The organism is Streptomyces sp. NPDC127190 (assembly GCF_042672505.1).
Lineage (GTDB): Bacteria > Actinomycetota > Actinomycetes > Streptomycetales > Streptomycetaceae > Streptomyces.
Window position 1 is genome coordinate 104,584 of sequence record NZ_JBHXVE010000002.1, and the last position, 23,580, is coordinate 128,163.

General features: G+C 71.8%; 20 protein-coding genes and 1 riboswitch. Of the genes, 14 read left to right on the forward strand and 6 right to left on the reverse strand.

Annotated features, from left to right (window positions below; all coding sequences use genetic code 11):
• Window positions 1-231 precede the first annotated feature (231 nt).
• The 5 genes from ACFVIU_RS03815 to ACFVIU_RS03835 all read left to right on the forward strand — a co-directional run bounded on the left by ACFVIU_RS03815 (window position 232) and on the right by ACFVIU_RS03835 (window position 4,805).
• Window positions 232-753: a DUF1453 domain-containing protein gene (locus ACFVIU_RS03815; protein WP_385840429.1), complete on the forward strand. Its 522-nt coding sequence runs from the start codon at window positions 232-234 to the stop codon at window positions 751-753.
• Window positions 750-1,901, forward strand: a complete 1,152-nt coding sequence (locus ACFVIU_RS03820) for a sensor histidine kinase (RefSeq protein ID WP_385840430.1) — start codon at window positions 750-752, stop codon at window positions 1,899-1,901. The genes ACFVIU_RS03815 and ACFVIU_RS03820 overlap by 4 nt, the downstream gene beginning before the upstream one ends.
• Complete coding sequence (locus tag ACFVIU_RS03825; RefSeq protein WP_385840431.1) at window positions 1,898-2,587, forward strand: response regulator; 690 nt, start codon at window positions 1,898-1,900, stop codon at window positions 2,585-2,587. The genes ACFVIU_RS03820 and ACFVIU_RS03825 overlap by 4 nt, the downstream gene beginning before the upstream one ends.
• Window positions 2,588-2,655: 68 nt before the next feature.
• A complete protein-coding gene (locus ACFVIU_RS03830) occupies window positions 2,656-3,216 on the forward strand; it encodes a DUF485 domain-containing protein (RefSeq protein WP_385840432.1) in 561 nt (186 codons plus the stop codon).
• On the forward strand, window positions 3,213-4,805 hold the full coding sequence (locus tag ACFVIU_RS03835; RefSeq protein WP_385840433.1) for a cation acetate symporter: 1,593 nt from the start codon (window positions 3,213-3,215) through the stop codon (window positions 4,803-4,805). Before ACFVIU_RS03830 ends, ACFVIU_RS03835 begins: the two co-directional genes overlap by 4 nt.
• Before the next feature lie 34 nt (window positions 4,806-4,839).
• On the opposite strand, the gene ACFVIU_RS03840 is transcribed toward ACFVIU_RS03835, so the two are convergent.
• Window positions 4,840-5,532: a response regulator gene (locus ACFVIU_RS03840; RefSeq protein WP_385840434.1), complete on the reverse strand. Its 693-nt coding sequence runs from the start codon at window positions 5,530-5,532 to the stop codon at window positions 4,840-4,842.
• A 159-nt stretch (window positions 5,533-5,691) separates the two neighbouring features.
• Here ACFVIU_RS03840 and ACFVIU_RS03845 point away from each other — a divergent pair, with 159 nt between their 5' ends.
• The 3 genes from ACFVIU_RS03845 to ACFVIU_RS03855 all read left to right on the forward strand — a co-directional run bounded on the left by ACFVIU_RS03845 (window position 5,692) and on the right by ACFVIU_RS03855 (window position 8,466).
• Window positions 5,692-6,507 (forward strand): ABC transporter ATP-binding protein, encoded by an 816-nt coding sequence (locus ACFVIU_RS03845; RefSeq protein ID WP_385840435.1) that lies wholly within the window; start codon window positions 5,692-5,694, stop codon window positions 6,505-6,507.
• Window positions 6,497-7,360, forward strand: a complete 864-nt coding sequence (locus tag ACFVIU_RS03850; protein ID WP_385840436.1) for an ABC transporter permease — start codon at window positions 6,497-6,499, stop codon at window positions 7,358-7,360. The genes ACFVIU_RS03845 and ACFVIU_RS03850 overlap by 11 nt, the downstream gene beginning before the upstream one ends.
• Before the next feature lie 62 nt (window positions 7,361-7,422).
• Window positions 7,423-8,466: an ABC transporter substrate-binding protein gene (locus tag ACFVIU_RS03855; protein ID WP_385840437.1), complete on the forward strand. Its 1,044-nt coding sequence runs from the start codon at window positions 7,423-7,425 to the stop codon at window positions 8,464-8,466.
• Between the two features lie 18 nt (window positions 8,467-8,484).
• Here ACFVIU_RS03855 and ACFVIU_RS03860 read toward each other — a convergent pair whose 3' ends face one another.
• The 4 genes from ACFVIU_RS03860 to ACFVIU_RS03875 form a co-directional block, all read right to left on the reverse strand.
• Window positions 8,485-9,165, reverse strand: a complete 681-nt coding sequence (locus ACFVIU_RS03860) for a response regulator (RefSeq protein ID WP_385840438.1) — start codon at window positions 9,163-9,165, stop codon at window positions 8,485-8,487.
• Window positions 9,165-10,841, reverse strand: coding sequence for an ATP-binding protein (locus tag ACFVIU_RS03865; protein WP_385840439.1), 1,677 nt, complete (start codon window positions 10,839-10,841; stop codon window positions 9,165-9,167). Before ACFVIU_RS03865 ends, ACFVIU_RS03860 begins: the two co-directional genes overlap by 1 nt.
• An 83-nt stretch (window positions 10,842-10,924) precedes the next feature.
• The gene (locus ACFVIU_RS03870; protein ID WP_385840440.1) at window positions 10,925-11,866 is read right to left on the reverse strand and encodes a sucrase ferredoxin; all 942 of its coding nucleotides are present in this window, start codon (window positions 11,864-11,866) and stop codon (window positions 10,925-10,927) included.
• An 87-nt stretch (window positions 11,867-11,953) separates the two neighbouring features.
• Window positions 11,954-13,210, reverse strand: coding sequence for a citrate synthase (locus ACFVIU_RS03875; RefSeq protein WP_385840441.1), 1,257 nt, complete (start codon window positions 13,208-13,210; stop codon window positions 11,954-11,956).
• Window positions 13,211-13,323: 113 nt separating this feature from the next.
• On the opposite strand from ACFVIU_RS03875, the gene ACFVIU_RS03880 reads away from it, so the two are divergent.
• Complete coding sequence (locus ACFVIU_RS03880; RefSeq protein WP_385840442.1) at window positions 13,324-14,490, forward strand: citrate synthase/methylcitrate synthase; 1,167 nt, start codon at window positions 13,324-13,326, stop codon at window positions 14,488-14,490.
• A 150-nt stretch (window positions 14,491-14,640) separates the two neighbouring features.
• The gene (locus tag ACFVIU_RS03885; protein ID WP_385840830.1) at window positions 14,641-15,744 is read left to right on the forward strand and encodes a CobW family GTP-binding protein; all 1,104 of its coding nucleotides are present in this window, start codon (window positions 14,641-14,643) and stop codon (window positions 15,742-15,744) included.
• On the opposite strand, the gene ACFVIU_RS03890 is transcribed toward ACFVIU_RS03885, so the two are convergent.
• Complete coding sequence (locus ACFVIU_RS03890; RefSeq protein WP_385840443.1) at window positions 15,741-18,200, reverse strand: DNA topoisomerase (ATP-hydrolyzing) subunit A; 2,460 nt, start codon at window positions 18,198-18,200, stop codon at window positions 15,741-15,743. The two genes, ACFVIU_RS03885 and ACFVIU_RS03890, sit on opposite strands and share 4 nt — an antisense overlap.
• Window positions 18,201-18,520: 320 nt before the next feature.
• Between ACFVIU_RS03890 and ACFVIU_RS03895 the strand changes: the two genes are divergently transcribed.
• From ACFVIU_RS03895 to ACFVIU_RS03910, 4 genes are all read left to right on the forward strand, one after another.
• A complete protein-coding gene (locus tag ACFVIU_RS03895; RefSeq protein WP_385840444.1) occupies window positions 18,521-19,924 on the forward strand; it encodes a M16 family metallopeptidase in 1,404 nt (467 codons plus the stop codon).
• On the forward strand, window positions 19,921-21,309 hold the full coding sequence (locus tag ACFVIU_RS03900; protein ID WP_385840445.1) for a M16 family metallopeptidase: 1,389 nt from the start codon (window positions 19,921-19,923) through the stop codon (window positions 21,307-21,309). Before ACFVIU_RS03895 ends, ACFVIU_RS03900 begins: the two co-directional genes overlap by 4 nt.
• Window positions 21,310-21,569: 260 nt before the next feature.
• A riboswitch (cyclic di-AMP (ydaO/yuaA leader) is annotated at window positions 21,570-21,733 on the forward strand.
• Between the two features lie 12 nt (window positions 21,734-21,745).
• A complete protein-coding gene (locus ACFVIU_RS03905) occupies window positions 21,746-22,489 on the forward strand; it encodes a M23 family metallopeptidase (protein WP_385840446.1) in 744 nt (247 codons plus the stop codon).
• 197 nt (window positions 22,490-22,686) lie between these two features.
• On the forward strand, window positions 22,687-23,373 hold the full coding sequence (locus ACFVIU_RS03910; RefSeq protein ID WP_385840447.1) for a GntR family transcriptional regulator: 687 nt from the start codon (window positions 22,687-22,689) through the stop codon (window positions 23,371-23,373).
• Window positions 23,374-23,580 lie beyond the last annotated feature (207 nt).

Sequence of the window (23,580 nt, forward strand, 5' to 3'; positions counted from 1 at the left end):
TCGAGGATTCGGCTGCGCCCCGGCTCGCGGACGTCTGCTTTCCCCCGCCTCCGCTGGGGTGGTCCGGCGCCCGCAGCCCGGGCGTCTCCACCCGGGGGTGGAGACACGGCGCTGCGGGAATCCACCCGTGATCCACCCGTGCGCCGATCTGCCGACCAGCGCATTTCCGTAGCTTCGAAGGGTCGGCGGCGCTCGCTTCCGGCACCGCTCTTCTCGCTCACGGAGGATCTGATGTCCGGGCTCGCCAACGCATTGGTGATCGTGGCCGTGGTCGCCCTGGTGATCGTGCGGCAGTTCCGTGCCCGCGCGATCGACACCGACCGGCGCTGGTGGATAGTGCCCCTCGTCCTCGCCGCGCTCTCGCTGAGCCACTCCGGCATCCTCGACCCCCACCATCGGATCGAATCCGGCGCGCTGCTCGTCGTGGAGCTGCTCCTCGGCGTGGCCATCGGCGCCGGCTGGGCCTGGACCAGCCGTGTCTGGACGGCGCCGGACGGCGTCGTATGGGCCAAGAGCTCCACGGCGAGCGCCGCCGTGTGGGGCGTGGGCATCGCCCTGCGCATCGGTCTCTTCGCCGTCGGGACCGCGCTCGGTCTGCACCAGGACAGCTCGGTCCTGATGCTCGGCTTCGCCGCCACCCTGCTGGTCCGCGGGGCGGTCCTGGCCTGGCGGGCGCAGTCCCTGGGCCCGGTGGCCCGCCCTGTCCCGGCGTACGGTGACGGTGTGTGGTCGGCCGGGAAGGAGCGCGTGTGACGGGGAACGTCTGGACCCGCTGGCCATCGCGCGAGGCGCTCGGCCACGCCGGCATCAGCAGGCCCCGGAGGGTGCTCGGCTGGGGTTCGCGCGGGCTCGCACTGGGCCTGCTGCTCTGGAGCGCCTTCACCAGCGGTCAGGTCCACGGCTGGGGCACCGTGGCGGCCGTCGCGGTGGTCATCGTGGCCGCTGCCGCCGCCGTGGCGTTCTTCCGCACCACCCTCGAGCACCGGCTTGTGCCGTCGGTGGTCCTGGCTCTGCTCCTGGTGGCGCTGGCGGTCGTCGCCCAGGTCGCCGGCTTCCGGGTCCCGGCGCTGGTCATCTGGTGCGGCTGCGGTGTCGTGTCGCTGGAGCGGCTCCCGATGGCCGCCGCGCTGCCGGTGACCTGGATCTCCTTCCAGGCGTACGCCACGGTGAACAACGACGCGTGGCTGACCACCGCCGCCACCATGGTCGGTCTCGGACTGGCCGGATACGTCCTCCGGCTGGACGCCGAAGCCCGCGGCAACGCACAGCGGCTGCTCGCCCAGGAGCGGGCCGCCCGGGCGGCCGAGGCGGAGTCGGCGGCGCTGGCGGAGCGGGCCCGGATCGCCCGGGAGATCCACGACGTGCTGGCGCACAGCCTCTCGGCGCAGCTCGTGCACCTGGAGGCGGCCCGGCTGCTGATCGAGCGGGGCGCGGACCGAGAACAGATCCTGGAGCGGGTGGTGGCGGCCCGGGGCATGGCCCGCGACGGCCTCGCCGAGACCCGGCAGGCGCTGTCCGCGCTGCGCGGCGAACTGACTCCGCTCGAGGACTTCCTGAGCGAGCTGGTCAGCGGCACCGACGGCGCGGAGGTCACCGTCACGGGTGAGCGCAGAGCACTGACGGCCGAGGCGTCCCAGGCGGTGCGCCGGGTCGCGCAGGAAGCTCTGACCAACGTCCGCAAGCACGCCCACGGCGCCAAGGTGGAGGTCCGCCTCGACTACGGCGAGCACGAAGTGAGGCTGAACGTCCGGGACTCGGGCGGCCGGCCGGGTGAACTCACCGCAGCCGGTGGTGGGTACGGTCTGCTGGGGATGCGCGAGCGCGCGGAACTGCTGGGCGGCTCGCTGGACGCGGGGCCGGACGAGGAGGGGTTCATGGTGACGCTGAAGGTGCCCGTATGACGGAGCAGGAGGGGGAGAGGAAGCCGGCCCGCGTGGTGGTCGCGGACGACCAGACGGTGGTCCGGGAGGGCATCGTCATGCTGCTCGGGCTGCTGCCCGGGGTCGAGGTCGTCGGTGCCGCGGGAGACGGTGAGGAGGCGGTGCGGCTGGTCGGGGAACTCGGTCCGGACGTCGTCCTGATGGACCTGCGGATGCCGCGTTGCGACGGCGTGGAGGCCACCCGGAGAATCCGGGCCCAGTACCCGGGAACCCAGGTCGTGGTGCTCACCACCTACGCGGACGACGAGTCGTTGTTCCCGGCGCTGCGCGCGGGAGCGCGGGGGTACCTGACCAAGGACGCGGGCGGCGACGAGATCGTGCGGGCCGTGCAGAGCGTGCTGTCGGGGGAAGCGGGGCTCTCGCCGAGCGTGCAAGCCCGGTTGCTGGAGCGGCTGTCACAGCCCGGACCCGAGCCCGCCCCGGCGACCGCCGACGCGCCCGACGGACTGACCGCGCGGGAGACCGAGGTGCTGACGCTGATCGCCGAGGGCCTCTCCAACCAGGAGATCGCCCGCAGACTCCATGTCTCGACCGCGACCGTGAAGACACACATCAACAACCTCTTCACCAAGACGGGTCTCAAGGACCGGGCGCAGGCGGTGCGTTACGCGTATGCGAAGGGACTGGTGCGGCCGCCCACCCGGTGAATCACCTGATGGGGTGAAGAGCCGGGGAAGAATAGTCGGAACTCCTCCGGGTCTGTCCACACTTGGGCATGCAGCCAAGCAACGGTGGTTCCCGCGGAGCCGGGGACGGCCAGGGGAGATCGGCCGAGCACCGGGAGAACGAGGGTGTCCCCGCCCGCGACATGACGTACGAGGACCCCTGGTACGACGCGCTGGCCACCGGCTGGGGTGAGCTGGACGGCACCGGGATGCCGGCAGCGGCCGTACCGTCGGCCCGTGGGGAGGGGAGCGGGACGGCGGCCCGCGCACGCGAGGTGTACCTCGAAGTGCAGCGCAGCGCCGCCTTCCAGGAAGTGCGCGGCAGATACCGGCGGTTCGTGGTGCCGGGAGTCGTGGCCTTCCTCACCTGGTACGTGGGTTACGTGGTCGCCGCGACCACCGCTCCCGGGCTCATGGCCCGGCCCGTGGCGGGAGCGGTGAACGTGGCGCTGCTCGCGGGACTCGGGCAGTTCCTCACCACATTCCTGCTCACCTGGGCCTACGCCCGGCATGCGCGGCTGCGCCGCGACCGGGCCGCGCTGGAGCTGCGCTGGGACACCCAGGAACTGACCCGGGAAGCACAGGGCGGAGCGCGGGGAGGCGCCTCATGACCGGTGATCACCAGACCTTGGCGCTGCTGATGTTCAGCGGCTTCGTGGCCGTCACCCTGGCCATCACCACCTGGGTGAGCCGGCGGCGGCAGGGGTCGGCGGACGAGTTCTACGCCGGAGGCCGGTTGTTCTCGCCGATGGAGAATGGTTTTGCCATCGCGGGCGACTACATGTCAGCGGCCTCCTTCCTCGGCGTCACCGGGCTGATCGCGCTGTACGGGTACGACGGGATGCTGTACGTGGTGGGCTTCCTGGTGGCGTGGCTGGTCGTGCTGTTCCTGGTCGCCGAACTGGTGCGCAACTGCGGACGGTTCACGCTCGCCGACGTGATCGCCGCCCGGATGAGCGAGCGGCCGGTGCGGATCGCCGCGGGAACCGCCTCCGTCACCGTGTCCGTTGTGTATCTGGTGGCGCAGATGGTCGGCGCGGGCAGCCTGGTGGCGCTGCTGCTGGGGCGGACCAGCGGGGCGGCCGAGGCATGGACGGTCATCGGGGTCGGCGCGCTCATGGTCGTCTATGTGTCGTTGGGGGGCATGCGGGCCACCACCTGGATCCAGATCGTGAAGGCGGTCCTGCTGCTGTGCGGGACGGTCGCCCTGACCGTGCTGGTCCTGCTGCGCTTCCACGGCGACGTGGACCGGCTGCTGGTCGCCGCCGCGCAGCGCAGCGGCCACGGCAGAGCCTTTCTGGCGCCGGGGCTGAAGTACGGCGGGAGCTGGACCGCCCGCCTCGACTTCATCAGCCTGGGACTCGCGCTGGTGCTGGGCACGGCGGGGCTGCCGCACATCCTGTCCCGCTTCTACACCGTGCCGACCGCGCGGGCCGCCCGGCGCTCCGCGGTGTGGTCGATCGGGCTGATCGGCGGCTTCTACCTGATGACGATCGTCCTCGGCTTCGCGGCCGCGGCGGTGGTGGGGACGAACGCGGTGCGCGCGTCGAACCCGGCCGGGAACACCGCGGTGGCCCTGCTCGCCCGCGACCTGGGCGGCGGAGCGGGCTCCACCGGTGGCACGGTGCTGTTCGCGATCGTCGCGGCGGTCGCGTTCGCCACGATCCTCGCGGTGGTCGCCGGCATCACGCTCGCCTCCTCGGCCTCGGTCGCCCATGACCTGTACGCGTCGCTGCGGCGCTCACGCGGCACCCGGCGCAGCGAGGTGACGGTGGCCCGGCTGGCGGCGGTCGCGATCGGCGTCGTGGCCATCGCGCTCGGTCTGCTCGCCCGTGACCTCAACGTCGCCTTCCTGGTCGGTCTCGCCTTCGCGGTCGCCGCGTCCGCAAACCTTCCGGTGCTGCTGTACTCGCTGTTCTGGCGCGGCTTCACCACCCGCGGCGCCGTGTGGGCCGTATACGGCGGACTGGTCCCGGCGCTCGGGCTGGTGCTGCTCTCCCCGGTGGTCTCCGGCAGTCCGGGCTCGCTCTTCCCGGGGGTCGACTTCCAGTACTTCCCGTTGCAGAACCCGGGTCTCGTCTCCATCCCGCTGGGCTTCCTCGCCGGCTGGCTGGGCACGATCACCTCGGACGAGGTCGCCGACGAGGCCAAGTACGCCGAGACGGAGGTGCGGTCGCTGACCGGGGCCGGAGCCGTGTAGCTCACCAAGCACCCCAGGCGATCCCACGCCGGGTCTACGGGGCCACCCAGGCGTAGCGGTGCTCGGGGCGGCCGGTGTCGCCGTACTTCAGGGAGAGGCGGAGGCGGCCGGCCTGTTCCAGGTGGCGGAGGTAGCGCTGGGCCGTGGAGCGGCTCAGGCCGGTGCGGGCGGCGACCTCGTGGGCCGACAGCGGATGGCCGGCGCGGTGCAGGATGCCGCAGATGAGGTCTGTCGTGGGCTCCGAGTGGCCGCTGGGCAGGCCGGGCGCGGAGGGGGCGGGGGCGGTGCGCAGCGCGCCGAAGATGCGGTCCACCTGCTCCTGGCCGGTCAGGCCCCGGCCGCCCACGCGGTCGACCGTGCGGCGTAGTGCGGCGTAGGAGTCCAGGCGGGTGCGCAGCGCCGCGAAGGTGAACGGTTTGACCAGGTAGTGCAGGGCGCCCAGCCGCATCGCCTGCTGGACGGTCGCCACATCACTGGCCGCCGTGATCATGATGACATCCGTGCCGTGGCCCTGCTCACGCATGCGGTGGACGAGTTCGAGGCCGGTCCCGTCCGGCAGGTAGTGGTCGAGCAGGACCAGGTCGATGGCGCCGCGCTCGACGGCGGCCAGCGCCTGGGCGGCGCTGTGCGCGCGGGCGGCCACCCGGAAGCCGGGAACCTTCCCCACGTATTTTGCGTTTATCTCAGCGACGCGGAAGTCGTCGTCCACCACCAGGACGTCAATCATCAGGCCTCTCCTTCAAGGCCGGCGAGCGTTAAGCCCGTGTTTCGTGCTCCGCAGTTGTAGCGCGAGCAAAATGAGCACAACAGGTTCTTGCGAGCAAAAGAACAGCTTGTGCTCACAAGACTGCTGTCGTGGCCGCGCTCACACCTACCGTCCCGGGCCATGAGCGCACACACCAGCCCCGCCATCGAGCTGCGGGGCGCTAGCAAGACCTTCAGAACCCCGTCCGGGGGACTGCACACGGCGGTGCGCGGTCTGGACCTCACCGTCGAGCGCGGCGAGTTCGTGGCCGTCGTAGGCCCGACCGGCTGCGGCAAGTCCACCACGCTGACGCTGGTCAGCGGTCTGGAGGAGCCCAGCGAAGGCGAGGTGCTGGTGGCCGGGGAGCCGGTCGACGGCGTCGGCGACAAGGTCGGCTTCGTCTTCCAGCAGGACGCCACCTTCCCCTGGCGTACGGTCCTGTCCAATGTCATGGCAGGCCTGCGCTTCCGCGGGGTGCCCAAGGCGGAGGCGAAGGAGAAGGCACGCGACTGGCTGGCCCGGGTCGGGCTCGCCGGCTTCGAGGACCGCTATCCGCACCAGCTCTCCGGCGGTCAGCGCAAGCGCGTCGCCCTCGCCGCCACCTTTGTCAACGACCCCGAGATCCTGCTGATGGACGAGCCCTTCTCGGCGCTCGACGTGCAGACCCGGGCGCTGATGTCGGACGAGCTGCTGGAGCTGTGGGAGGGCACGGGCGCCTCCGTCGTCTTCGTCACCCACGACCTGGAGGAGTCCATCGCGCTGGCCGACAAGGTCGTCGTGATGACCGCTGGGCCCGCGACCGTCAAGCAGGTCTTCTCCATCGACCTGCCCCGGCCGCGCAAGGTTGAGTCGGTGCGGCTGGAGCCGCGGTTCATCGAGATCTACCGCGAGATCTGGGAGTCGCTCGGCGAAGAGGTCCGCATCACCCGTGAGAGGGGTGCCGCCCGTGTCGCCTGAGGTTCTCAAGCCCGCGGTCGTCGAAACGGCCAAGGTCCCCGACCGGGCACAGACCCGCGCCCAGGCCGCCCGCCGCCGCAAGGCGCTCGTCACCGTGGTACGCGTGCTGCTCCTGGTGGCCGGCCTCGGACTGTGGGAGGGGCTGTCCCGGGCGAAGGTCATCGACCCGTTCAACTTCTCGATGCCCACGAAGATCTGGGACCAGATCTGGACCTGGGTGATGCACGGCACCGCCCTCGGCTCCCTGGGCGAGCAGGTCTGGTACACGCTCTACGAGGCACTGCTCGGCTGGGTCATCGGTGTGATCGCGGGTGTACTGCTCGGCATTGCGCTCGGGCGGATCAGATTGCTCGCCGAGGTCCTTGGTCCGTACATCAAGGTGCTCAACTCGATCCCCAGGATCGTCCTTGCACCCATCTTCCTGATCTGGTTCGGGCTCGGTCCCTCCTCCAAGGTCGCCTCCGCCGTGGTGCTGGTCTTCTTCCCGGTGTTCTTCAACGCCTTCCAGGGCGCCCGCGAGGTGGACCGCAACCTGGTGGCCAACGCCCGCATCCTGGGCGCCAGCGACCGCCGGGTGACCCTTCAGGTGGTCATCCCGTCGGCCACCTCCTGGATCTTCACCAGCCTCCACGTCAGCTTCGGCTTCGCGCTCATCGGCGCCATCGTCGGCGAGTACATCGGCGCGACCAAGGGCATCGGCCTGCTCGTCTCGCAGTCGCAGAACACCTTCAACGCGGCCGGCGTCTACGCCGCCATGGTCATCCTCGCGGTCGTCGCCCTCGTCGCCGAGGGACTGCTGACCTTCGCCGAGCGCCGCATCTTCCGCTGGAAGCCCGCCCGTTCCGGCGACTGACCGGCTCCCATCGCCGCCCCCACCTCCTCCCCGCACCGCCCTCTCACAAGGACGTGAACCGCATGCGCAAGACCGCCAGACACGCCTCGCTGGCCGCCGGCCTGCTCGCCCTCACCACGCTCACCGCCTGCGCCAACGACGCGGCCGGCACCACGGCCGACACCGGCGGCGGCAAGGGCGAGACCGTCAAGATCATGGTCGGCGGCCTGGACAAGGTCATCTACCTGCCGGCGATGCTCACCCAGCAGCTCGGCTACTTCAAGGCCGAGGGCCTGAACGTCCAGCTCCTCAGCGAGCCCGCCGGCGTCCAGGCCGAGACCGCGCTCGTCTCCGGCCAGGTCCAGGGGGCGGTCGGCTTCTACGACCACACCCTCGACCTCCAGACGAAGGGCAAGTCGGTCGAGTCCGTGGTGCAGTTCTCCCACGCGCCCGGCGAGGTCGAGGTGGTCTCCGGCAAGGCGGCCGGCGAGCTGAAGGGCCCCAAGGACTTCAAGGGCCGCAAGCTGGGCGTGACGGGGCTCGGCTCCTCGACCGACTTCCTCACCAAGTACCTGGCCGTGAAGAACGGCGTGAAGGTCAGCGAGTTCACCCCGGTCGCGGTGGGCGCCGGTCCGACCTTCATCGCCGCCCTCCAGAACGGGGCGATCGACGGCGGTATGACCACCGACCCGACCGTCGCCACCATCCTGGACAAGAAGGCGGGCAAGGTCCTCATCGACATGCGCACCCCCGAGGGGTCGCAGGAGGCGCTCGGCGGACCGTATCCGTCGTCAAGTCTGTACATGCAGACGGACTGGGTGAACGGACACAAGGACACCGTCCAGAAGTTGGCCAATGCATTCGTCAAGACGCTCAAGTGGATGTCCACCCACAGCGCCGACGAGATCGCCGCCAAGATGCCCGCCGACTACTCCCAGGGCAACAAGACGCTCTACGCACAGGCCATCAAGAGCACCCTGCCGATGTTCACCGACGACGGCGTGATGCCCCAGAACGGCCCCGAGACCGTCGAGAAGGTCCTCAAGGCGTTCAACACGAACATCCAGAACGCCAAGGTGGACCTGAGCAAGACGTACACGACCGAGTTCGTCAAGGCCGCCAAGTAGTCGGATCCTGAGCCGCGCTCAGACGCGGGCCGCCCACACGTAACGGTGTTCCGGGCGGCCCGCGTCGCCGTACTTGAGGGTCAGCCGGGCCCGTCCGGTGCGCTCCAGGAGCTTGAGATAGCGCTGGGCGGTCTGCCGGCTCACCCCCGTCCGCGCGGCGATCTCCTGCGCGGACAGCGGCCCGGAGGCATGGATCAGCGCCTGGCGCACCAGATCGGCCGTCGTGGGGGAGTGCCCCGGGGGCAGGTCGGGCTCCGCCGGCGCGGACAGCGCCCCGAAGATCCGGTCCACCTGCGCCTGTTCCGCCTCGCCGCCCCGGTCGAGGGTGCGCCGCAGCCCGGCGTACGCCTCCAGCTTGGCCCGCAGGCCGGCGAAGGCGAACGGCTTCACCAGGTACTGCACCGCCCCGTGCCGCATCGCCGCCTGCACGGTGGACATGTCCCGCGCCGCCGTCACCATGATCACGTCGGTCTGGTGGCCCCGCCGGCGCATCTCCTGGACGACCGCGAGACCGGTCTCGTCGGGCAGATAGTGGTCCATGAGCACCAGGTCGAGCCGTGGCAGTGTCTCCACCTGGCGCAGCGCCTCGGCCGCGTTGTGCGCCTCGCCGGCCACATGGAAGCCGGGCACCTTCTCCACATAGGCGGCGTTCACCTGGGCGACCCGGGTGTCGTCGTCCACGACCAGGACCTCGATCATCACGCCTCCTCCTCGGCGACGGCGGCACTCTTGAGGGGTTCGTCGAGCCCCGCGGGTGCCAGTTCCGGTTCGGCCAGTGCCTCGGGCAGGACCACGGTGAACTCCGCGCCGCCGCCGTCCGCCGTGCCCACCACCGCGCTCCCGCCCTGCCGCTCGGCGAGCCGGTGCACCAGGGAGAGCCCGATGCCCCGCTTGCCGTGGGCCGGCGGCTGCTTGGTCGACCAGCCCTCCGTGAAGACGAGTTCCCGCTGTTCGGGCGGGATGCCGGGGCCCGTGTCGCGCACCCGGAGGACGACCGTCCGGCCCTGTGCGCGCAGTTCGACCTCCACGCGCGCGTGCAGGGTGCCCGCGACCGCGTCGAGGGCGTTGTCCACGAGGTTGCCCACGACGGTGACCAGGCCCCGCGGATCGATCAGCCGGTCCGGCAGCCGGGTCCGGTCGGTCACCCAGAGGGCGACACCGCGCTCGGCGGCCACGGTGGCCTTGCCGACCAGCAGTGCGGCCAGCAGCGGGTCCTGGATCTTCTCGGTGACCTGCTCCGCCGTGACCCGGTGGTCGCCGACCACCTCGCCGACGAACTCCACGGCGTCGTCGTACATCTCGAGTTCCAGCAGCCCGAGCAGGGTGTGCATCCGGTTGGCGTGCTCGTGGTCCTGCGCGCGCAGGGCGTCGATCAGCCCGCGCGTGGAGTCGAGTTCACGCCCGAGCTGTTCCAGCTCCGTGCGGTCGCGCAGGGTGGCCACGGCGCCGCCGTCGCCGGTGGGCATGCGGTTGGCGATCAGCACGCGCTGGCCGCGCACGGTGACCAGGTCGGTGCCGGTGACCCGGCCGGCCAGCACATCCGTCGTACGGCCCGCGCCCAGCGCCTCGTCGGGGGTCCGCCCGACCGCCTCGTCACCGATGCCCAGCAGCCGTCCGGCCTCGTCGTTCAGCAGCCGGATACGGCCGCCGCGGTCCAGGGCGACCACGCCCTCCCGGATGCCGTGCAGCATCGCCTCGCGCTCCGCGAGCAGCGCGGAGATGTCGGAGAAGGCCAGGTCCCGGGTCTGCCGTTGGACCCTGCGGGAGATCAGCCAGGCGGCCAGCGCGCCCACCGCCAGCGCACCGCCGGCGTAGGCGAACAGCCCCGGTATCGCGCTGATCAGCCGGGCTCGGACGCTGTCGTAGGCGATGCCGACCGACACGGCGCCGACGATGCGGTGCCGGGCGTCGTACAGCGGCACCTTGCCGCGTGCCGAGCGGCCGAGGGTGCCCTTGTCGATCTCCATGACCTCCTGGCCGGCCAGGGCGTCATGCGGGCTCGTGGAGACGTGGTGGCCGATCTGCCCCGGGGTCGGGTGCGACCAGCGCACCCCGTGGTGGTCCATCACCACGATGTACTCGGCGTGCGTGGCATGCCGGATCCGCTCGGCCTCCCGCTGCACAGGACCGTTTCTGCTCGGCGGGGTGGTCAGTACGCCGGCGGCGATCTGCGGGTCCTGGGCGGTCGTCTGCGCGATGGCCAGCGCGCGGCGCATCGCCTCGTGGTCGAGCTGTTTGCTCAGCGGCGCGAGGAACAGCCCGGTCGCGAGCACCGCCACCCCCGCCGCGATCGCCACCTGCATCAGCAGCACCTGCGAGAACACCCGCCGGGGCAGACCGAGACGCAGCCGGCGTACGGGGGGAGTGGGGCTCATGGAACGACGGTACGTGGCAAGCCCCGACGCACCCAGAGGGTGTGGCGTGGATCTCCTGCCCCATGCCGGGAAGAGCCGGCCTGTCAGCTCGCCAGCGCGGTCGGCCGCAGTTCGCGTACCGCCATCACGTCCATCCGCGCGGGAGCGCCGAGCACCGCCGCTCCGCAGCTCTCCGGACGGGGCGGCAGCGCGGCGCCCTGTGCCACGGTGACCCGCCACCGGCGCCCGTCCGCGTGCTCGACGGTGACCTCCCAGTGCGGGGCGGTGCCCTCGGTCCGTACGACGCTCAGCACGCCCGCCCGGTACTCGTCCGCCGCCGACCGGACGGCCAGCTCGGCCGCCTGGCCGGGCCGCTCCCAGGCGGAGCACCCGCGACACCCCTCGAGGACCACGCGCCCGTCCCGGGCGCCGTGCAGCGCCGCCTTGACGGTGTGCGCCTCGGCGCGGCCGTAGGCGTAGCCGTACGGCAGGACGAGCACCGTCGGCGCGAAGCGATGTCCACCCAGATGGGTGACCTCCCAGACCCCGCGGACACCCGAGGCGGCCAGTTCGGCGGCGAGCGGACGTCCCAGCAGGGCGCAGCAGCGGTCGCGCTTGCCATTGGTGCACACGAGCGCGAGCGGGTCGCCGGTGTACGGCCGTCCGCCGAGCGCCGCTCCGAAGGAACGGTGGTCGCCCGCCCCGAGCGCGCGGAAGTCGAGGCCGAGCAGCCGGCCCGGATCACGGGTGGTGGCGCTCTGCACCCACACCCGACCCGGGACGGTGTGCGCGGCGAACACCTGCCGCACCGGGGGAGTGCCGGGGTCGGCGTGCCGCCCCGGGTGCCGGATCAGGGCGACACGCACGCCCGTTCCCTCGGCCGCGGCCTCCAGCGCCCGGCCCAGCGCGGGGTCCAGATGGCTCGAAGTGAGTGCTTTGGCACCCCACGGGCCCGGCTGTTCCAGCAGCAGCCACGTCGTCGCCGTGGCCGCCGTTCCGGACACCGGCTCGTCAAGGCTCCGGGAGACGGTCGCACACCTACTCACACAGGTGAGCCTAACCTGACTTTCCCCGCGGTGACTTCCGGCCGTGCCCGTGTCCTGCGCGAGCGGCTCCCGCGGGCGCGGAGACGCCTACTCCGGCAGGGGCTGCGGCGGGCGGTGCCCGACGTAGTGACCGACGGGGCGCATGCGCAGCGGGCGCTCGCCGTACTCCTCCAGCGCATGCGCGATCCAGCCTGCCGTGCGGGCGACCGCGAAGATCGTCTCGCCGGCCGTGGCGGGCATGCCGGAGGAGGCGGTGAAGACGGCCAGGGCCAGGTCGACATTGGCGTGCAGCGGCCGGTGGCGGGCGGTGGTGGCGACGATGTCGCGGGCCGCGAGCAGGGCCGGCTCCGCGCGCGGGAGCTGCTCCAGAAGGCCGAACAGCACCCGCGCGCGCGGGTCCTCGCCCGCGTACAGCCGGTGGCCGAGACCGGGGACGCGGCGGCCGGCGCGCAGCTCGTCGGCGATCACCGGCACGGCGGTGCCCTGGTCGAGCACGTCGAGCAGCAGCCGGTGGGCGAGCCCGCTCGCGGCGCCGTGCAGCGGGCCCTCCAGGACGCCGAACCCGGCCGAGACGGCCGCGTAGGCATGCGCCCGGGCGGAGGCGGCGACCCGTACGGCGAGCGTGGAGGCGGCCAGGTCGTGGTCGATGAGCAGGGCGAGCGCGGTGTCCAGCACGCGCAGCGAGGCCTCGTCGGGGGCGTGGCCGGTGAGCCGGCTCCACAGGCGGTGGGCCAGCGGGGCGCCGTCCGCGTGGTCGCGCAGCACCGGCGGCAGCGCGGCGACGAGCGTGGGAATGAGGGTCCGCGCGGTGTTCAGCACGGCGTCCTCGGAGAGGTCGAAGCGCAGCGGGTCCTCGGCAGCCGCCGCGATCGCCGCCACCCGCAGCCGGTCGATGGGGGAGGCGTGCTCGGACAGGGCGTTCACCGCGCGGCGGGCGACCCTGACGGTCGCCTCGGGCGCGGAGAAGGCCACCCCGGGGGTGAGCCGGCCCGTCCAGACCCACTCCGCGACCTCTTCGTAGGTGTGGTGTGCGGCCAGCTCCGTGGCGTCGACGCCACGGAAGTAGTACCGGTCCTGGTCGATCAGCGTGATCCGGGTCCGGACGGAGAGGTCGCCGCCCGAGCCCGGGGTGCCCGCGCTCTCCCGCCGGTGGCGCCGGGCGAGGGCCTCGACCTCCGCGGGCTCGAAGGTGCTGGCGCGGCCGCCCGGTTCGCGTCTGCTGCTGAGCAGCCCGCGGCTCACGTACGCGTACACCGTCTCGGGCTTCACGCCGAGCAGTTCGGCGGTCTCCTTGGTGGTCAGCCGGCGGCCGACGCGGCCGGGAGCGGTTTCGTGATCGCGCATGGGGGTCACCGTAGTCGCCTCTGCACGGGTTGATAGTCGTACGTTGATTAAATCAACATTGACAGAAAAAGCGTCAAGCGTGGACAGTCGAATCAACTTCAGGGAGGAGAATCATGGCCATCAACAGGGCTGCAACCCCTCTTGTCGACGTACCGCGCGGCCTCGCCGGCGTCGTCGTCACCGACACCGAGATCGGTGACGTCCGCGGACGCGAGGGCTTCTACCACTACCGCCAGTACTCGGCCGTCGAACTCGCGCAGAGCCGCGGCTTCGAGGACGTCTGGCATCTCCTGGTCCACGGCCGGCTCCCGGACGCCGAGGGCCGCGCCGCCTTCGCGGCCGAGACCGCGGCACTGCGCCGGCTGCCCGACGAGGTCGGGGCGGCGCTGCCCGCGATCGCGGCGGCGAGCCGCCTCTCCGGCCCGCTGGCGGGCCTGCGCACCGCGCTGTCCCTGCTGGGCGCGGCACACGGCTTCCGGCCTGTCTACGACCTCGACGCCGACCGGCGCCGGGCCGACACCCTGGTCGCGTGCGCGGCCGTACCCACGCTCCTCACCGCGCTGTACCGCCTCGGCCAGGGCCTCGAACCGGTAGACCCGCGGGCGGACCTCTCGTACGCGGCCAACTACCTGTACATGTTGACGGGGACGGAACCCAAGCCGCGACGGGCCCGTGCGGTCGAGCAATACCTCATCTCAACCATTGACCACGGATTCAATGCATCAACCTTCACCGCCCGTGTCATCGCGTCCACCGGCGCCGATGTGGCGGCCTGCCTGACCGGTGCCGTCGGCGCCCTGTCCGGACCGTTGCACGGAGGCGCGCCCAGCCGGGCCCTGGACACCCTGGACGCCATCGGCACCCCGGACCGGATCGACCCCTGGATCCGCGAGCGGGTGCTCGCCGGAGACCGGATCATGGGCTTCGGCCACGCCGTCTACCGGACCGAGGACCCCCGCTCCCGGATGCTCCGCGAGATCGCCCTGGGCTTCGGCGGGCCGCGGGTGGAGTTCGCCGTCGAGGTCGAGCACCGGGTCGAGGCGATCCTCGCCGAGCTGAAGCCGGGCCGCGAACTCCACACCAACGTCGAGTTCTACGCCGGCGTCGTCATGGAGCTGTGCGGCCTGCCACGGGAGATGTTCACCCCCACCTTCGCGGCGGGTCGCGTCGTGGGCTGGAGCGCCAACATCCTGGAACAGGCCGCCGACCCGAAGATCATCCGCCCGGTGGCGCGGTATGTGGGCCCGGAGCCGCCGGTCGCGGTCCCCGCCGCAGGCTGACGCCCAGGGTACTCAGGCCCCTTCCGGGTGCACAGGCCCCACGTGCCCCACCGCCCTCCTATCCTGGACCGGCAGCCGGTCCGCAGGAGACAGGAGAGAGGTCGCCCGTTGGGGAACAGGTTGGCGCACAGTCCGGACAGCACGTACAGCCTGGACAGCAGCCGCAGCCCGGAGCAGAGCCGTAGCCCGCAGCAGATCCCGGTCGTCGTTCTCGCCGGTTTCCTCGGCTCCGGCAAGACCACCCTCCTCAACCATCTGCTGCACCGCAGCGGAGGCAGCCGGATCGGGGCGATCGTCAACGACTTCGGAGCCATCGAGATCGACGCGATGGCCGTCGCGGGCGCGCTCGGCGACTCGACCGTCTCGCTCGGCAACGGCTGCCTGTGCTGTGCCGTCGACGCGAGTGAACTCGACGTCTACCTGGACCGGCTCGCCGCGCCCGCGGCCGGTATCGACGTGATCGTCATCGAGGCGAGCGGGCTCGCCGAGCCCCAGGAACTCGTGCGGATGGTGCTGGCCAGCGAGCACCCCAGGGTGGTCTACGGCGGCCTGGTCGAGGTCGTCGACGCCGCCGAGTTCGACGGCACGCGCGCGCAGCACCCCGAGATCGACCGGCATCTCGCCCTCGCCGACCTGGTCGTGGTCAACAAGCTCGACCGGGCCACCGATCCCGACCGCGTCCTCGGCCTCGTCCGCTCGCTCACCGACCGTGCCGCCGTCGTGCCCGCCACCTATGGGCGCATCGACCCCGAGTTCCTGTTCGACTGCCGGCCCAGTGAGGAGCGGATCGGGCAGCTGTCCTTCGACGACCTGCACGAACACACCGGTGACGAGGAGCACGCAGGTCATCTCCACACCGGCTACGACAGCCTGTCCTTCGCCTCCGAGCAGCCGATGGAGCCGCGCCGGCTCATGCGCTTCCTGGACAGCCGGCCCGACGGGCTGTACCGGATCAAGGGCTATGTCGACTTCGGGCCGTACGACACCCGCAACCGGTACGCCGTACACGCCGTCGGCCGGTTCCTGCGCTTCTACCCCGAGCCCTGGCCGGCCGGGGACGCCCGGGGCAGCAAGCTCGTGCTGATCGGCTCCGGCATCGAGACGGACGCCCTCGGCAAGGAGCTTAAGGGGTGCGTGAACGACGCCCCACACGCCGACGAGCACGGCATGTGGGGCGTCCTGCGCTATGTGCAGGGCTCCGAGGAGGAGCCAGGCGCCGACGCGTACCAGAACGCCGGCGCCGAGGCGTACTAGAACACCGGCCCCGCCACCACCGACACCGTCTTCGGCAGCGAGGTGCCCGAGCCGTCGCGGCGCGGGTCCAGCTCCGGCAGCTCCGCCGGGGAACCGTTCTTCTGCGCCGCGCGCGCGGGAGCCGGGCCGGCCCAGGCCAGCGCCAGACAGTCCTCGCCCTTCAGGAACCGCTGGCAGCGCACGCCACCCGTGGCCCGGCCCTTGCGCGGGAACTGGTCGAACGGGGTCAGCTTGGCCGTCGTCTGCACCGAGTCGTCCAGCGTGCCGCGCGAGCCCGCCACGGTGAACACCACCGCGTCGGCGGCCGGGTCGACCGCCGTGAAGGAGATGACCTTCGCGCCCTCGGTGAGCTTGACGCCCGCCATACCGCCCGCCGGGCGGCCCTGCGGACGGACGATGGAGGCCTGGAAGCGCAGCAGCTGGGCGTCGTCCGTGATGAAGACCAGGTCCTCCTCGCCGGTGCGCAGCTCCACCGCGCCGACGATCCGGTCACCCTCCTTGAGCGTGATGACCTCCAACTCGTCCTTGTTGGACGGATAGTCGGGCACCACCCGCTTGACCACACCCTGCTCGGTGCCGAGCGCGAGGCCCGGGGAGGACTCGTCCAGCGTGGTCAGGCAGACCACCGTCTCGTCGTCCTCCAGGGAGACGAACTCCGCCAGCGGCGCACCGCCCGAGAGGTTCGGCGCGGCCGCGGTGTCCGGCAGCTGCGGCAGGTCGACCACGTTGATCCGCAGCAGCCGGCCCGCCGAGGTCACGGCGCCGATCTCGCCCCGCGCGGTCGCCGGGACCGCCGAGACGATCACATCGTGCTTGACCCGCCTGGCGCCCTCCTCCTGCGCGAACGGCTCGGCGGTCGACGTACGGGCCAGCAGACCCGTCGAGGACAGCAGCACCCGGCACGGGTCGTCGGCCACCTGGAGCGGCACCGTGGCCGTCGGGGCACCCGCGGACTCCAGCAGCACCGTACGCCGGTCGGTGCCGAACTTCTTCGCCACCGCGGCCAGTTCGGCCGAGACCAGCTTGCGCAGCTCCGCGTCGGAATCCAGGATCCGGGTCAGCTCCGCGATCTCCGCGGTGAGCTTGTCCTTCTCCGCCTCCAGCTCGATGCGGTCGTACTTGGTGAGCCGGCGCAGCGGCGTGTCGAGGATGTACTGCGTCTGCACCTCGCTCAGCGAGAACCGCTGCATCAGGCGCTCCTTGGCCTGCGCGGAGTTGTCGCTGGACCGGATCAGCCGGATGACCTCGTCGATGTCGACGAGCGCGGTCAGCAGGCCCTCGACCAGGTGCAGCCGGTCCCGCTTCTTGCCGCGGCGGAACTCGCTGCGCCGGCGGACCACGTCGAAGCGGTGGTCGAGGTAGACCTCCAGCAGCTCCTTCAGGCCCAGGGTGAGCGGCTGGCCGTCCACCAGGGCGACGTTGTTGATGCCGAAGGACTCCTCCATGGGGGTCAGCTTGTACAGCTGCTCCAGGATCGCCTCGGGCACGAAGCCGTTCTTGATCTCGATGACCAGGCGCAGCCCGTGCTCGCGGTCGGTGAGGTCCTTGACGTCCGCGATGCCCTGGATCTTCTTCGCGTTGACCAGGTCCTTGATCTTCGCGATGACCTTCTCGGGGCCGACCGCGAAGGGCAGTTCGGTGATCACCAGGCCCTTGCGGCGGGCGGTGACCGCCTCGACCGAGACGGTCGCGCGCATCTTGAAGGTGCCACGGCCGGTCGCGTACGCGTCGCGGATGCCGGCCAGCCCGACGATCCGGCCGCCGGTGGGCAGGTCCGGGCCGGGGACGTGCCGCATCAGCGCGTCCAGGTCCGCGTTCGGGTACTTGATCAGATGCCGGGCGGCGGCGATGACCTCGCGCAGGTTGTGCGGCGGCATGTTCGTCGCCATGCCGACCGCGATGCCGGAGGCGCCGTTGACCAGCAGGTTCGGGAAGGCGGCGGGCAGGGCCACCGGCTCCTGCTCCTGGCCGTCGTAGTTGGGCGTGAAGTCGACGGTGTCCTCGTCGATCGACTCCGTCATCAGGCCCGTCGCCTCGGCCATCCGGCACTCGGTGTACCGCATGGCGGCCGGCGGGTCGTCGTTGCCCAGCGAGCCGAAGTTGCCGTGGCCGTCGACGAGCGGCAGGCGCATGGAGAACGGCTGCGCCATGCGCACCAGGGCGTCGTAGATCGACGCGTCGCCGTGCGGGTGCAGCTTGCCCATGACCTCGCCGACCACGCGGGCGCACTTCACATAGCCGCGGTCGGGACGCACGCCCATCTCGTTCATCTGGTACACGATCCGGCGGTGCACCGGCTTGAGACCGTCACGGGCGTCCGGCAGGGCGCGCGAGTAGATGACCGAGTAGGCGTACTCGAGGTAGGAGCCACGCATCTCGTCCACGACGTCGATGTCGAGGATCTTCTCCTCGTACGAATCGTCGGGCGGCGGGGTCTTCGTGCTGCGGCGGGCCATCGCTGCCGGCTCCTCCTGATCGGTTCGCTCGCCTACGGGACGCGCACCCCTCGGCTCGCTCGTGCTGCTGAAGCGGTTGACGGATCTGTCGCGGACCATTGTGGACCGTGCCACCGACAACGCGGGCACGGCCCGGTCCGTGCGGTCCCGGCCGGTGCCGGTGAGCCGCTGCGCGGCGCGCGTGTCGCAGGCTACGTGATCCGCTGTGGGCGTACGTCCCGCGGGAACTTCGCCGGGCCCCCGCACGCTTTGCATACAGTGGCAGGACCGGCAGGAAAAGCGCGGTTTCCACAACCGCCTCCGCTCGCGAAGGGACGTACATGCCCATGGGTCACACGACCACAGCCGAGGCAGGCTCCGGGGGCCTGACAGCGACCGAGCACCGCCTGGCCAACGGTCTGCGCGTGGTGCTCTCCGAGGACCACCTGACCCCCGTGGCGGCGGTCTGCCTCTGGTACGACGTCGGCTCCCGCCACGAGGTCAAGGGGCGTACCGGCCTGGCTCACCTTTTCGAGCACCTGATGTTCCAGGGTTCGGCGCAGGTCAAGGGCAACGGTCACTTCGAGCTGGTGCAGGGCGCCGGCGGCTCGCTCAACGGCACCACCAGCTTCGAGCGCACCAACTACTTCGAGACCATGCCCGCCCACCAGCTGGAGCTGGCCCTGTGGTTGGAGGCCGACCGCATGGGCTCCCTGCTGGCCGCCCTGGACGACGAGTCCATGGAGAACCAGCGCGACGTCGTCAAGAACGAGCGCCGTCAGCGCTACGACAACGTGCCCTACGGCACCGCCTTCGAGAAGCTGACCGCCCTCTCCTACCCCGCGGGCCACCCCTACCACCACACGCCGATCGGCTCGATGGCGGACCTGGACGCGGCCACCCTGGAGGACGCCCGCCAGTTCTTCCGCACCTACTACGCGCCGAACAACGCGGTGCTCTCCGTGGTCGGCGACATCGACCCGGAGCAGACCCTGGCGTGGGTCGAGAAGTACTTCGGTTCGATCCCGTCCCACGACGGCAAGCCCGCCCCGCGCGACGGCTCGCTGCCGGACATCATCGGCGAGCAGCTGCGCGAGGTCGTCGTCGAGGAGGTCCCGGCGCGCGCCCTGATGGCCGCCTACCGCCTCCCGCACGACGGCACGCGCGCGTGCGACGCGGCCGACCTGGCCCTGACCGTGCTCGGCGGCGGCGAGTCCTCCCGGCTGTACAACCGTCTGGTGCGCCGCGACCGTACGGCCGTCGCGGCCGGCTTCGGCCTGCTGCGCCTGGCGGGCGCCCCCTCCCTGGGCTGGCTGGACGTGAAGACCTCCGGTGACGTCGAGGTGCCGGTCATCGAGGCCGCCATCGACGAGGAGCTGGCCCGGTTCGCCGAGGAGGGCCCCACGCCGGAGGAGATGGAGCGCGCCCAGGCCCAGCTGGAGCGCGAGTGGCTGGACCGGCTCGGCACGGTCGCCGGCCGCGCCGACGAACTGTGCCGGTACGCCGTCCTGTTCGGCGACCCGCAGCTCGCCCTCACCGCCGTCCAGCGCGTCCTGGAGGTGACCGCCGAGGAGGTCCAGGAGGTCGCCAAGGCCCGGCTGCGCCCCGACAACCGCGCGGTGCTGGTCTACGAGCCGCTGTCCGCCGAGTCCGCCGAGCACACCGAGGAGGCGGGGCGCGGCGAGGACCCGGAGCAGGAAGCCACCGTAGAGGCCGGTAACGAGAACGAGGAGACGGCCAAGTGACCGAGCTCGCCACCATGGAGTTCCACCCCCAGCCGCAGCCGGGCGAGGCCAGGCCGTGGGCGTTCCCGGCCCCGGAGCGCGCCACGCTGGGCAACGGCCTGACCGTGCTGCGCTGCCACCGCCCCGGACAGCAGGTCGTCGCCGTCGAGGTGCTGCTGGACGCGCCGCTGGACGCCGAGCCGGCCGGCCTGGACGGCGTGGCCACGATCATGGCGCGGGCCTTCTCCGAGGGCACCGACAAGCACTCCGCCGAGGAGTTCGCGGCCGAGCTGGAGCGCGCGGGTGCCACCCTCGACACGCACGCCGACCACCCGGGTGTCCGGCTCAGCCTGGAGGTCCCGGCCTCCCGTCTGGCCAAGGGCCTCGGCCTGCTCGCCGACGCGCTGCGCGCGCCCGCCTTCGCCGAGAGCGAGGTCGAGCGGCTGGTCCGCAACCGCCTGGACGAGATCCCGCACGAGCTGGCCAACCCCTCCCGGCGCGCCGCCAAGGAACTCTCCAAGGAGCTGTTCCCGGCGACCTCGCGCATGTCCCGGCCGCGACAGGGCACCGAGGAGACCGTCGAGAAGATCGACGCGGCGGCCGTGCGCGCTTTCTACGACCGCCATGTGCGCCCCGGTACGGCCACCGCGGTGGTGGTCGGCGACCTCACCGGTGTCGACCTGGACGCGCTGCTCGGCGACACCCTGGGCGCCTGGACCGGCACCCCGGGCGAGCCGCGCCCCGTGCCGCCGGTGAGCGCCGACGACACCGGGCGCGTGGTGATCGTGGACCGGCCCGGCGCCGTCCAGACCCAGCTGCTCATCGGCCGGGCCGGCTCCGACCGGCACGACCGGGTGTGGCCCGCGCAGGTGCTCGGCACCTACTGCCTGGGCGGCACCCTCACCTCCCGCCTGGACCGCGTCCTGCGTGAGGAGAAGGGCTACACCTACGGCGTGCGCGCCTTCGGACAGGTCCTCAGGTCGGCTCCGGACGGCACGGGCGTGTCGATGCTCGCGATCAGCGGCTCGGTGGACACCCCGAACACCGGCCCGGCCCTGGACGACCTGTGGAAGGTGCTGCGCACCCTCGCGGCGGAGGGCCTGACCGACGCCGAGCGGGACGTCGCCGTGCAGAACCTGGTCGGTGTGGCGCCGCTGAAGTACGAGACGGCGGCGGCCGTCGCGAGCACCCTGGCCGACCAGGTCGAGCAGCACCTGCCCGACGACTTCCAGGCCACGCTGTACCAGCAGCTGGCCGCGACGGGCACGGTGGAGGCCACGGCGGCCGTCGTGAACGCCTTCCCGGTGGACCGCCTGGTGACCGTGCTCGTCGGTGACGCTGCGCAGATCAAGGCGCCGGTCGAGGCGCTCGGCATCGGCGAAGTCACCGTGGTGGCGGCCGAGTAGCCGAACGCCGCGCGGCGGCCGGGCACGGCCCGGCGGCAGTGCACGGGCGTGGGGCCCTGACGACCTACGGGCCGTCAGGGCCCCACGGCATTCCCGGCTGTTGCACCGTGTTCCCCAGATGCCCGGTTTGGGACGGAGGTTGCCCGTCTGCCCTGTGGGATGCACTACAAAAACGGTGATCTGTTTGGGGTTTGACTTCGCCGCCCCTTAGCGTCGTCCGGGCTGTTCGTCGGTAGACAGTGCGCCGCGCCCGCGGCACCGGACAGCCATCGCCGAGTCCCCGTACGGCGCGAGCCAGGGGAGCCGGGGACCCACAGCAGTCCCTGGGGTGAATCGGACGCCCGCGCGTGAGCGAGGGGGTCCGTAGGAGACCTTCCTGCTCCGAACCCGTCAGCTAACCCGGTAGGCGAGAGGGAAGGAAAGGAACAGCCACTTCATGGCGTTCATGTGCGCCACCGGGAAGCACCGCAAGCCCGGCCGGGTCAAGCGCACCACCGCTCAGGCGGCCGGTGTCGCGGCCCTCACCACCACCGGGGTCATCGGCACCCTCGCGGCCTCTCCGGCGCTCGCCACGGAGAACTCCGTCGAGCAGACCGGCCTCACCCCGGTCCTCACCGTCAGCGACGACGTCGCCCGGCACATCGACGCGCAGGCGGCCGCCCAGAAGGAGGCCGCGCAGCAGCAGGCGGTCGAGCGGGCGGCGGCGCAGAAGGCCCAGCAGGAGCGCGTGGCCGCGGCCCGCGCCGCCCGCGCGGCCGAGCGCGCGCGGCTGAACGCCTTCGTCGCGCCGATAGCGCACTCCTACGTCTCCACGGGCTACAAGGCCAGCAGCTCCCTGTGGTCCTCCGGCTCGCACACCGGCATCGACTTCCACGCGGCGACCGGCACGCCCGTGCTCGCGGTCGGCTCCGGCACCGTCGTCTCCACCGGCTGGGGCGGCGCGTACGGCAACCAGATCGTGATCCGGATGGCTGACGGCATGTACACCCAGTACGGGCATCTGTCGTCCATCGGCGTCACGGTCGGTCAGAAGGTCACCCCGGGCCAGCACATCGGGCTGTCCGGCGCGACCGGCAACGTCACCGGACCGCACCTGCACTTCGAGGCCCGTACGACCCCGGAGTACGGCTCCGACATCGACCCCGTCGCCTACCTCCGCACGCACGGTGTGAACGTCTGACCCGGCCTCGCCCGGCATCGGCGGCCCCGGCCCATCGGCCGGGGCTTTCGCCGTTTTTCGCAGTGTCCGCCTGATCCGCTGTCCAAAAAATATCCCTGGATTCCGGCCCGCCGTCGGAAATTCCGGCTCATTGCAATAGAGTCACGGAACACACGTCCATCGTCGACGTTTCACGGGGATTAAGGCGGAGGTCGGTCATGCGTATTCCGGCGCACTCGGTGTGCACGGCCATCCGGGACGACATCGTCGCGGGTGTCTACGAGCGCGGCGGCCGCCTCACCGAGGATGTCCTGGCCCGCCGTTACGGCGTTTCCCGGGTCCCGGTCCGCGAGGCGCTGCGCACCCTGGAGGCCGAGGGCTTCGTGGTGACCCGCCGGCACGCGGGCGCGTGCGTGGCCGAGCCGACCGAGCAGGAGGCCGCCGACCTGCTGGAGATGCGGATGCTGCTGGAGCCGCTCGGGGCGGCGCGGGCCGCGCAGCGGCGCACCGAGGCCCATCTGAAGGTGCTGCGCGGCCTCGTCCGGCTGGGCCAGGAGCGGGCCCGGCGAGGTCACAGCGAGGATCTGCGCTCGCTGGGGGGCTGGTTCCACGAGACGCTCGCCCAGGCCTCCGGCAGCCCCTCGCTGACCTCGATGCTCACCCAGCTGCGGCACAAGATCGCCTGGATGTACACGGTGGACGCCACGCCGAGCCCGGTGGACTCCTGGGCGGAGCACGGCGCGATCGTGGACGCGGTGGCGCGTGGCGACGGCGAGCGCGCGCGTGCGCTCACCGCCCTGCACACCGAACGCACCACGGCCGCGCACCGCCTCCGTTTCTCCGCCGCGGCGGAACGTGTGAGGACTTCGCAACATGCCGTAAACACGCCGAGCCTGCGGCATTAACACGGACGCCGTATACAAAGAAGAGTAATTCGGTGGCAGTGGATTTCCGCTGCCCGAATTACGGTGTGCTCGCATCGTCGCGGAAAACGAAGGAGCCGCGCCGCCCGGGGGGCGGGGGGGGCGGGGGCGGGGGAGGTGGGGGGGGGGGGTGTCCGGGGTGGGGGGGGGGGGGGAGGGCCGAGCGGCCCCGCCTGGGCCGGCGGGGGC

Coding starts and splice junctions, on each gene's coding strand:
- ACFVIU_RS03860 (WP_385840438.1), bottom strand. CDS start 9,165: ATGATCGAGGTCCTGGTCGTGGACGACGACACCCGGGTCGCCCAGGTG.
- ACFVIU_RS03815 (WP_385840429.1), top strand. CDS start 232: ATGTCCGGGCTCGCCAACGCATTGGTGATCGTGGCCGTGGTCGCCCTG.
- ACFVIU_RS03875 (WP_385840441.1), bottom strand. CDS start 13,210: ATGCGCGATCACGAAACCGCTCCCGGCCGCGTCGGCCGCCGGCTGACC.
- ACFVIU_RS03880 (WP_385840442.1), top strand. CDS start 13,324: ATGGCCATCAACAGGGCTGCAACCCCTCTTGTCGACGTACCGCGCGGC.
- ACFVIU_RS03905 (WP_385840446.1), top strand. CDS start 21,746: ATGGCGTTCATGTGCGCCACCGGGAAGCACCGCAAGCCCGGCCGGGTC.
- ACFVIU_RS03890 (WP_385840443.1), bottom strand. CDS start 18,200: ATGGCCCGCCGCAGCACGAAGACCCCGCCGCCCGACGATTCGTACGAG.
- ACFVIU_RS03865 (WP_385840439.1), bottom strand. CDS start 10,841: ATGAGCCCCACTCCCCCCGTACGCCGGCTGCGTCTCGGTCTGCCCCGG.
- ACFVIU_RS03845 (WP_385840435.1), top strand. CDS start 5,692: ATGAGCGCACACACCAGCCCCGCCATCGAGCTGCGGGGCGCTAGCAAG.
- ACFVIU_RS03835 (WP_385840433.1), top strand. CDS start 3,213: ATGACCGGTGATCACCAGACCTTGGCGCTGCTGATGTTCAGCGGCTTC.
- ACFVIU_RS03840 (WP_385840434.1), bottom strand. CDS start 5,532: ATGATTGACGTCCTGGTGGTGGACGACGACTTCCGCGTCGCTGAGATA.
- ACFVIU_RS03895 (WP_385840444.1), top strand. CDS start 18,521: ATGCCCATGGGTCACACGACCACAGCCGAGGCAGGCTCCGGGGGCCTG.
- ACFVIU_RS03855 (WP_385840437.1), top strand. CDS start 7,423: ATGCGCAAGACCGCCAGACACGCCTCGCTGGCCGCCGGCCTGCTCGCC.
- ACFVIU_RS03825 (WP_385840431.1), top strand. CDS start 1,898: ATGACGGAGCAGGAGGGGGAGAGGAAGCCGGCCCGCGTGGTGGTCGCG.
- ACFVIU_RS03910 (WP_385840447.1), top strand. CDS start 22,687: ATGCGTATTCCGGCGCACTCGGTGTGCACGGCCATCCGGGACGACATC.
- ACFVIU_RS03830 (WP_385840432.1), top strand. CDS start 2,656: ATGCAGCCAAGCAACGGTGGTTCCCGCGGAGCCGGGGACGGCCAGGGG.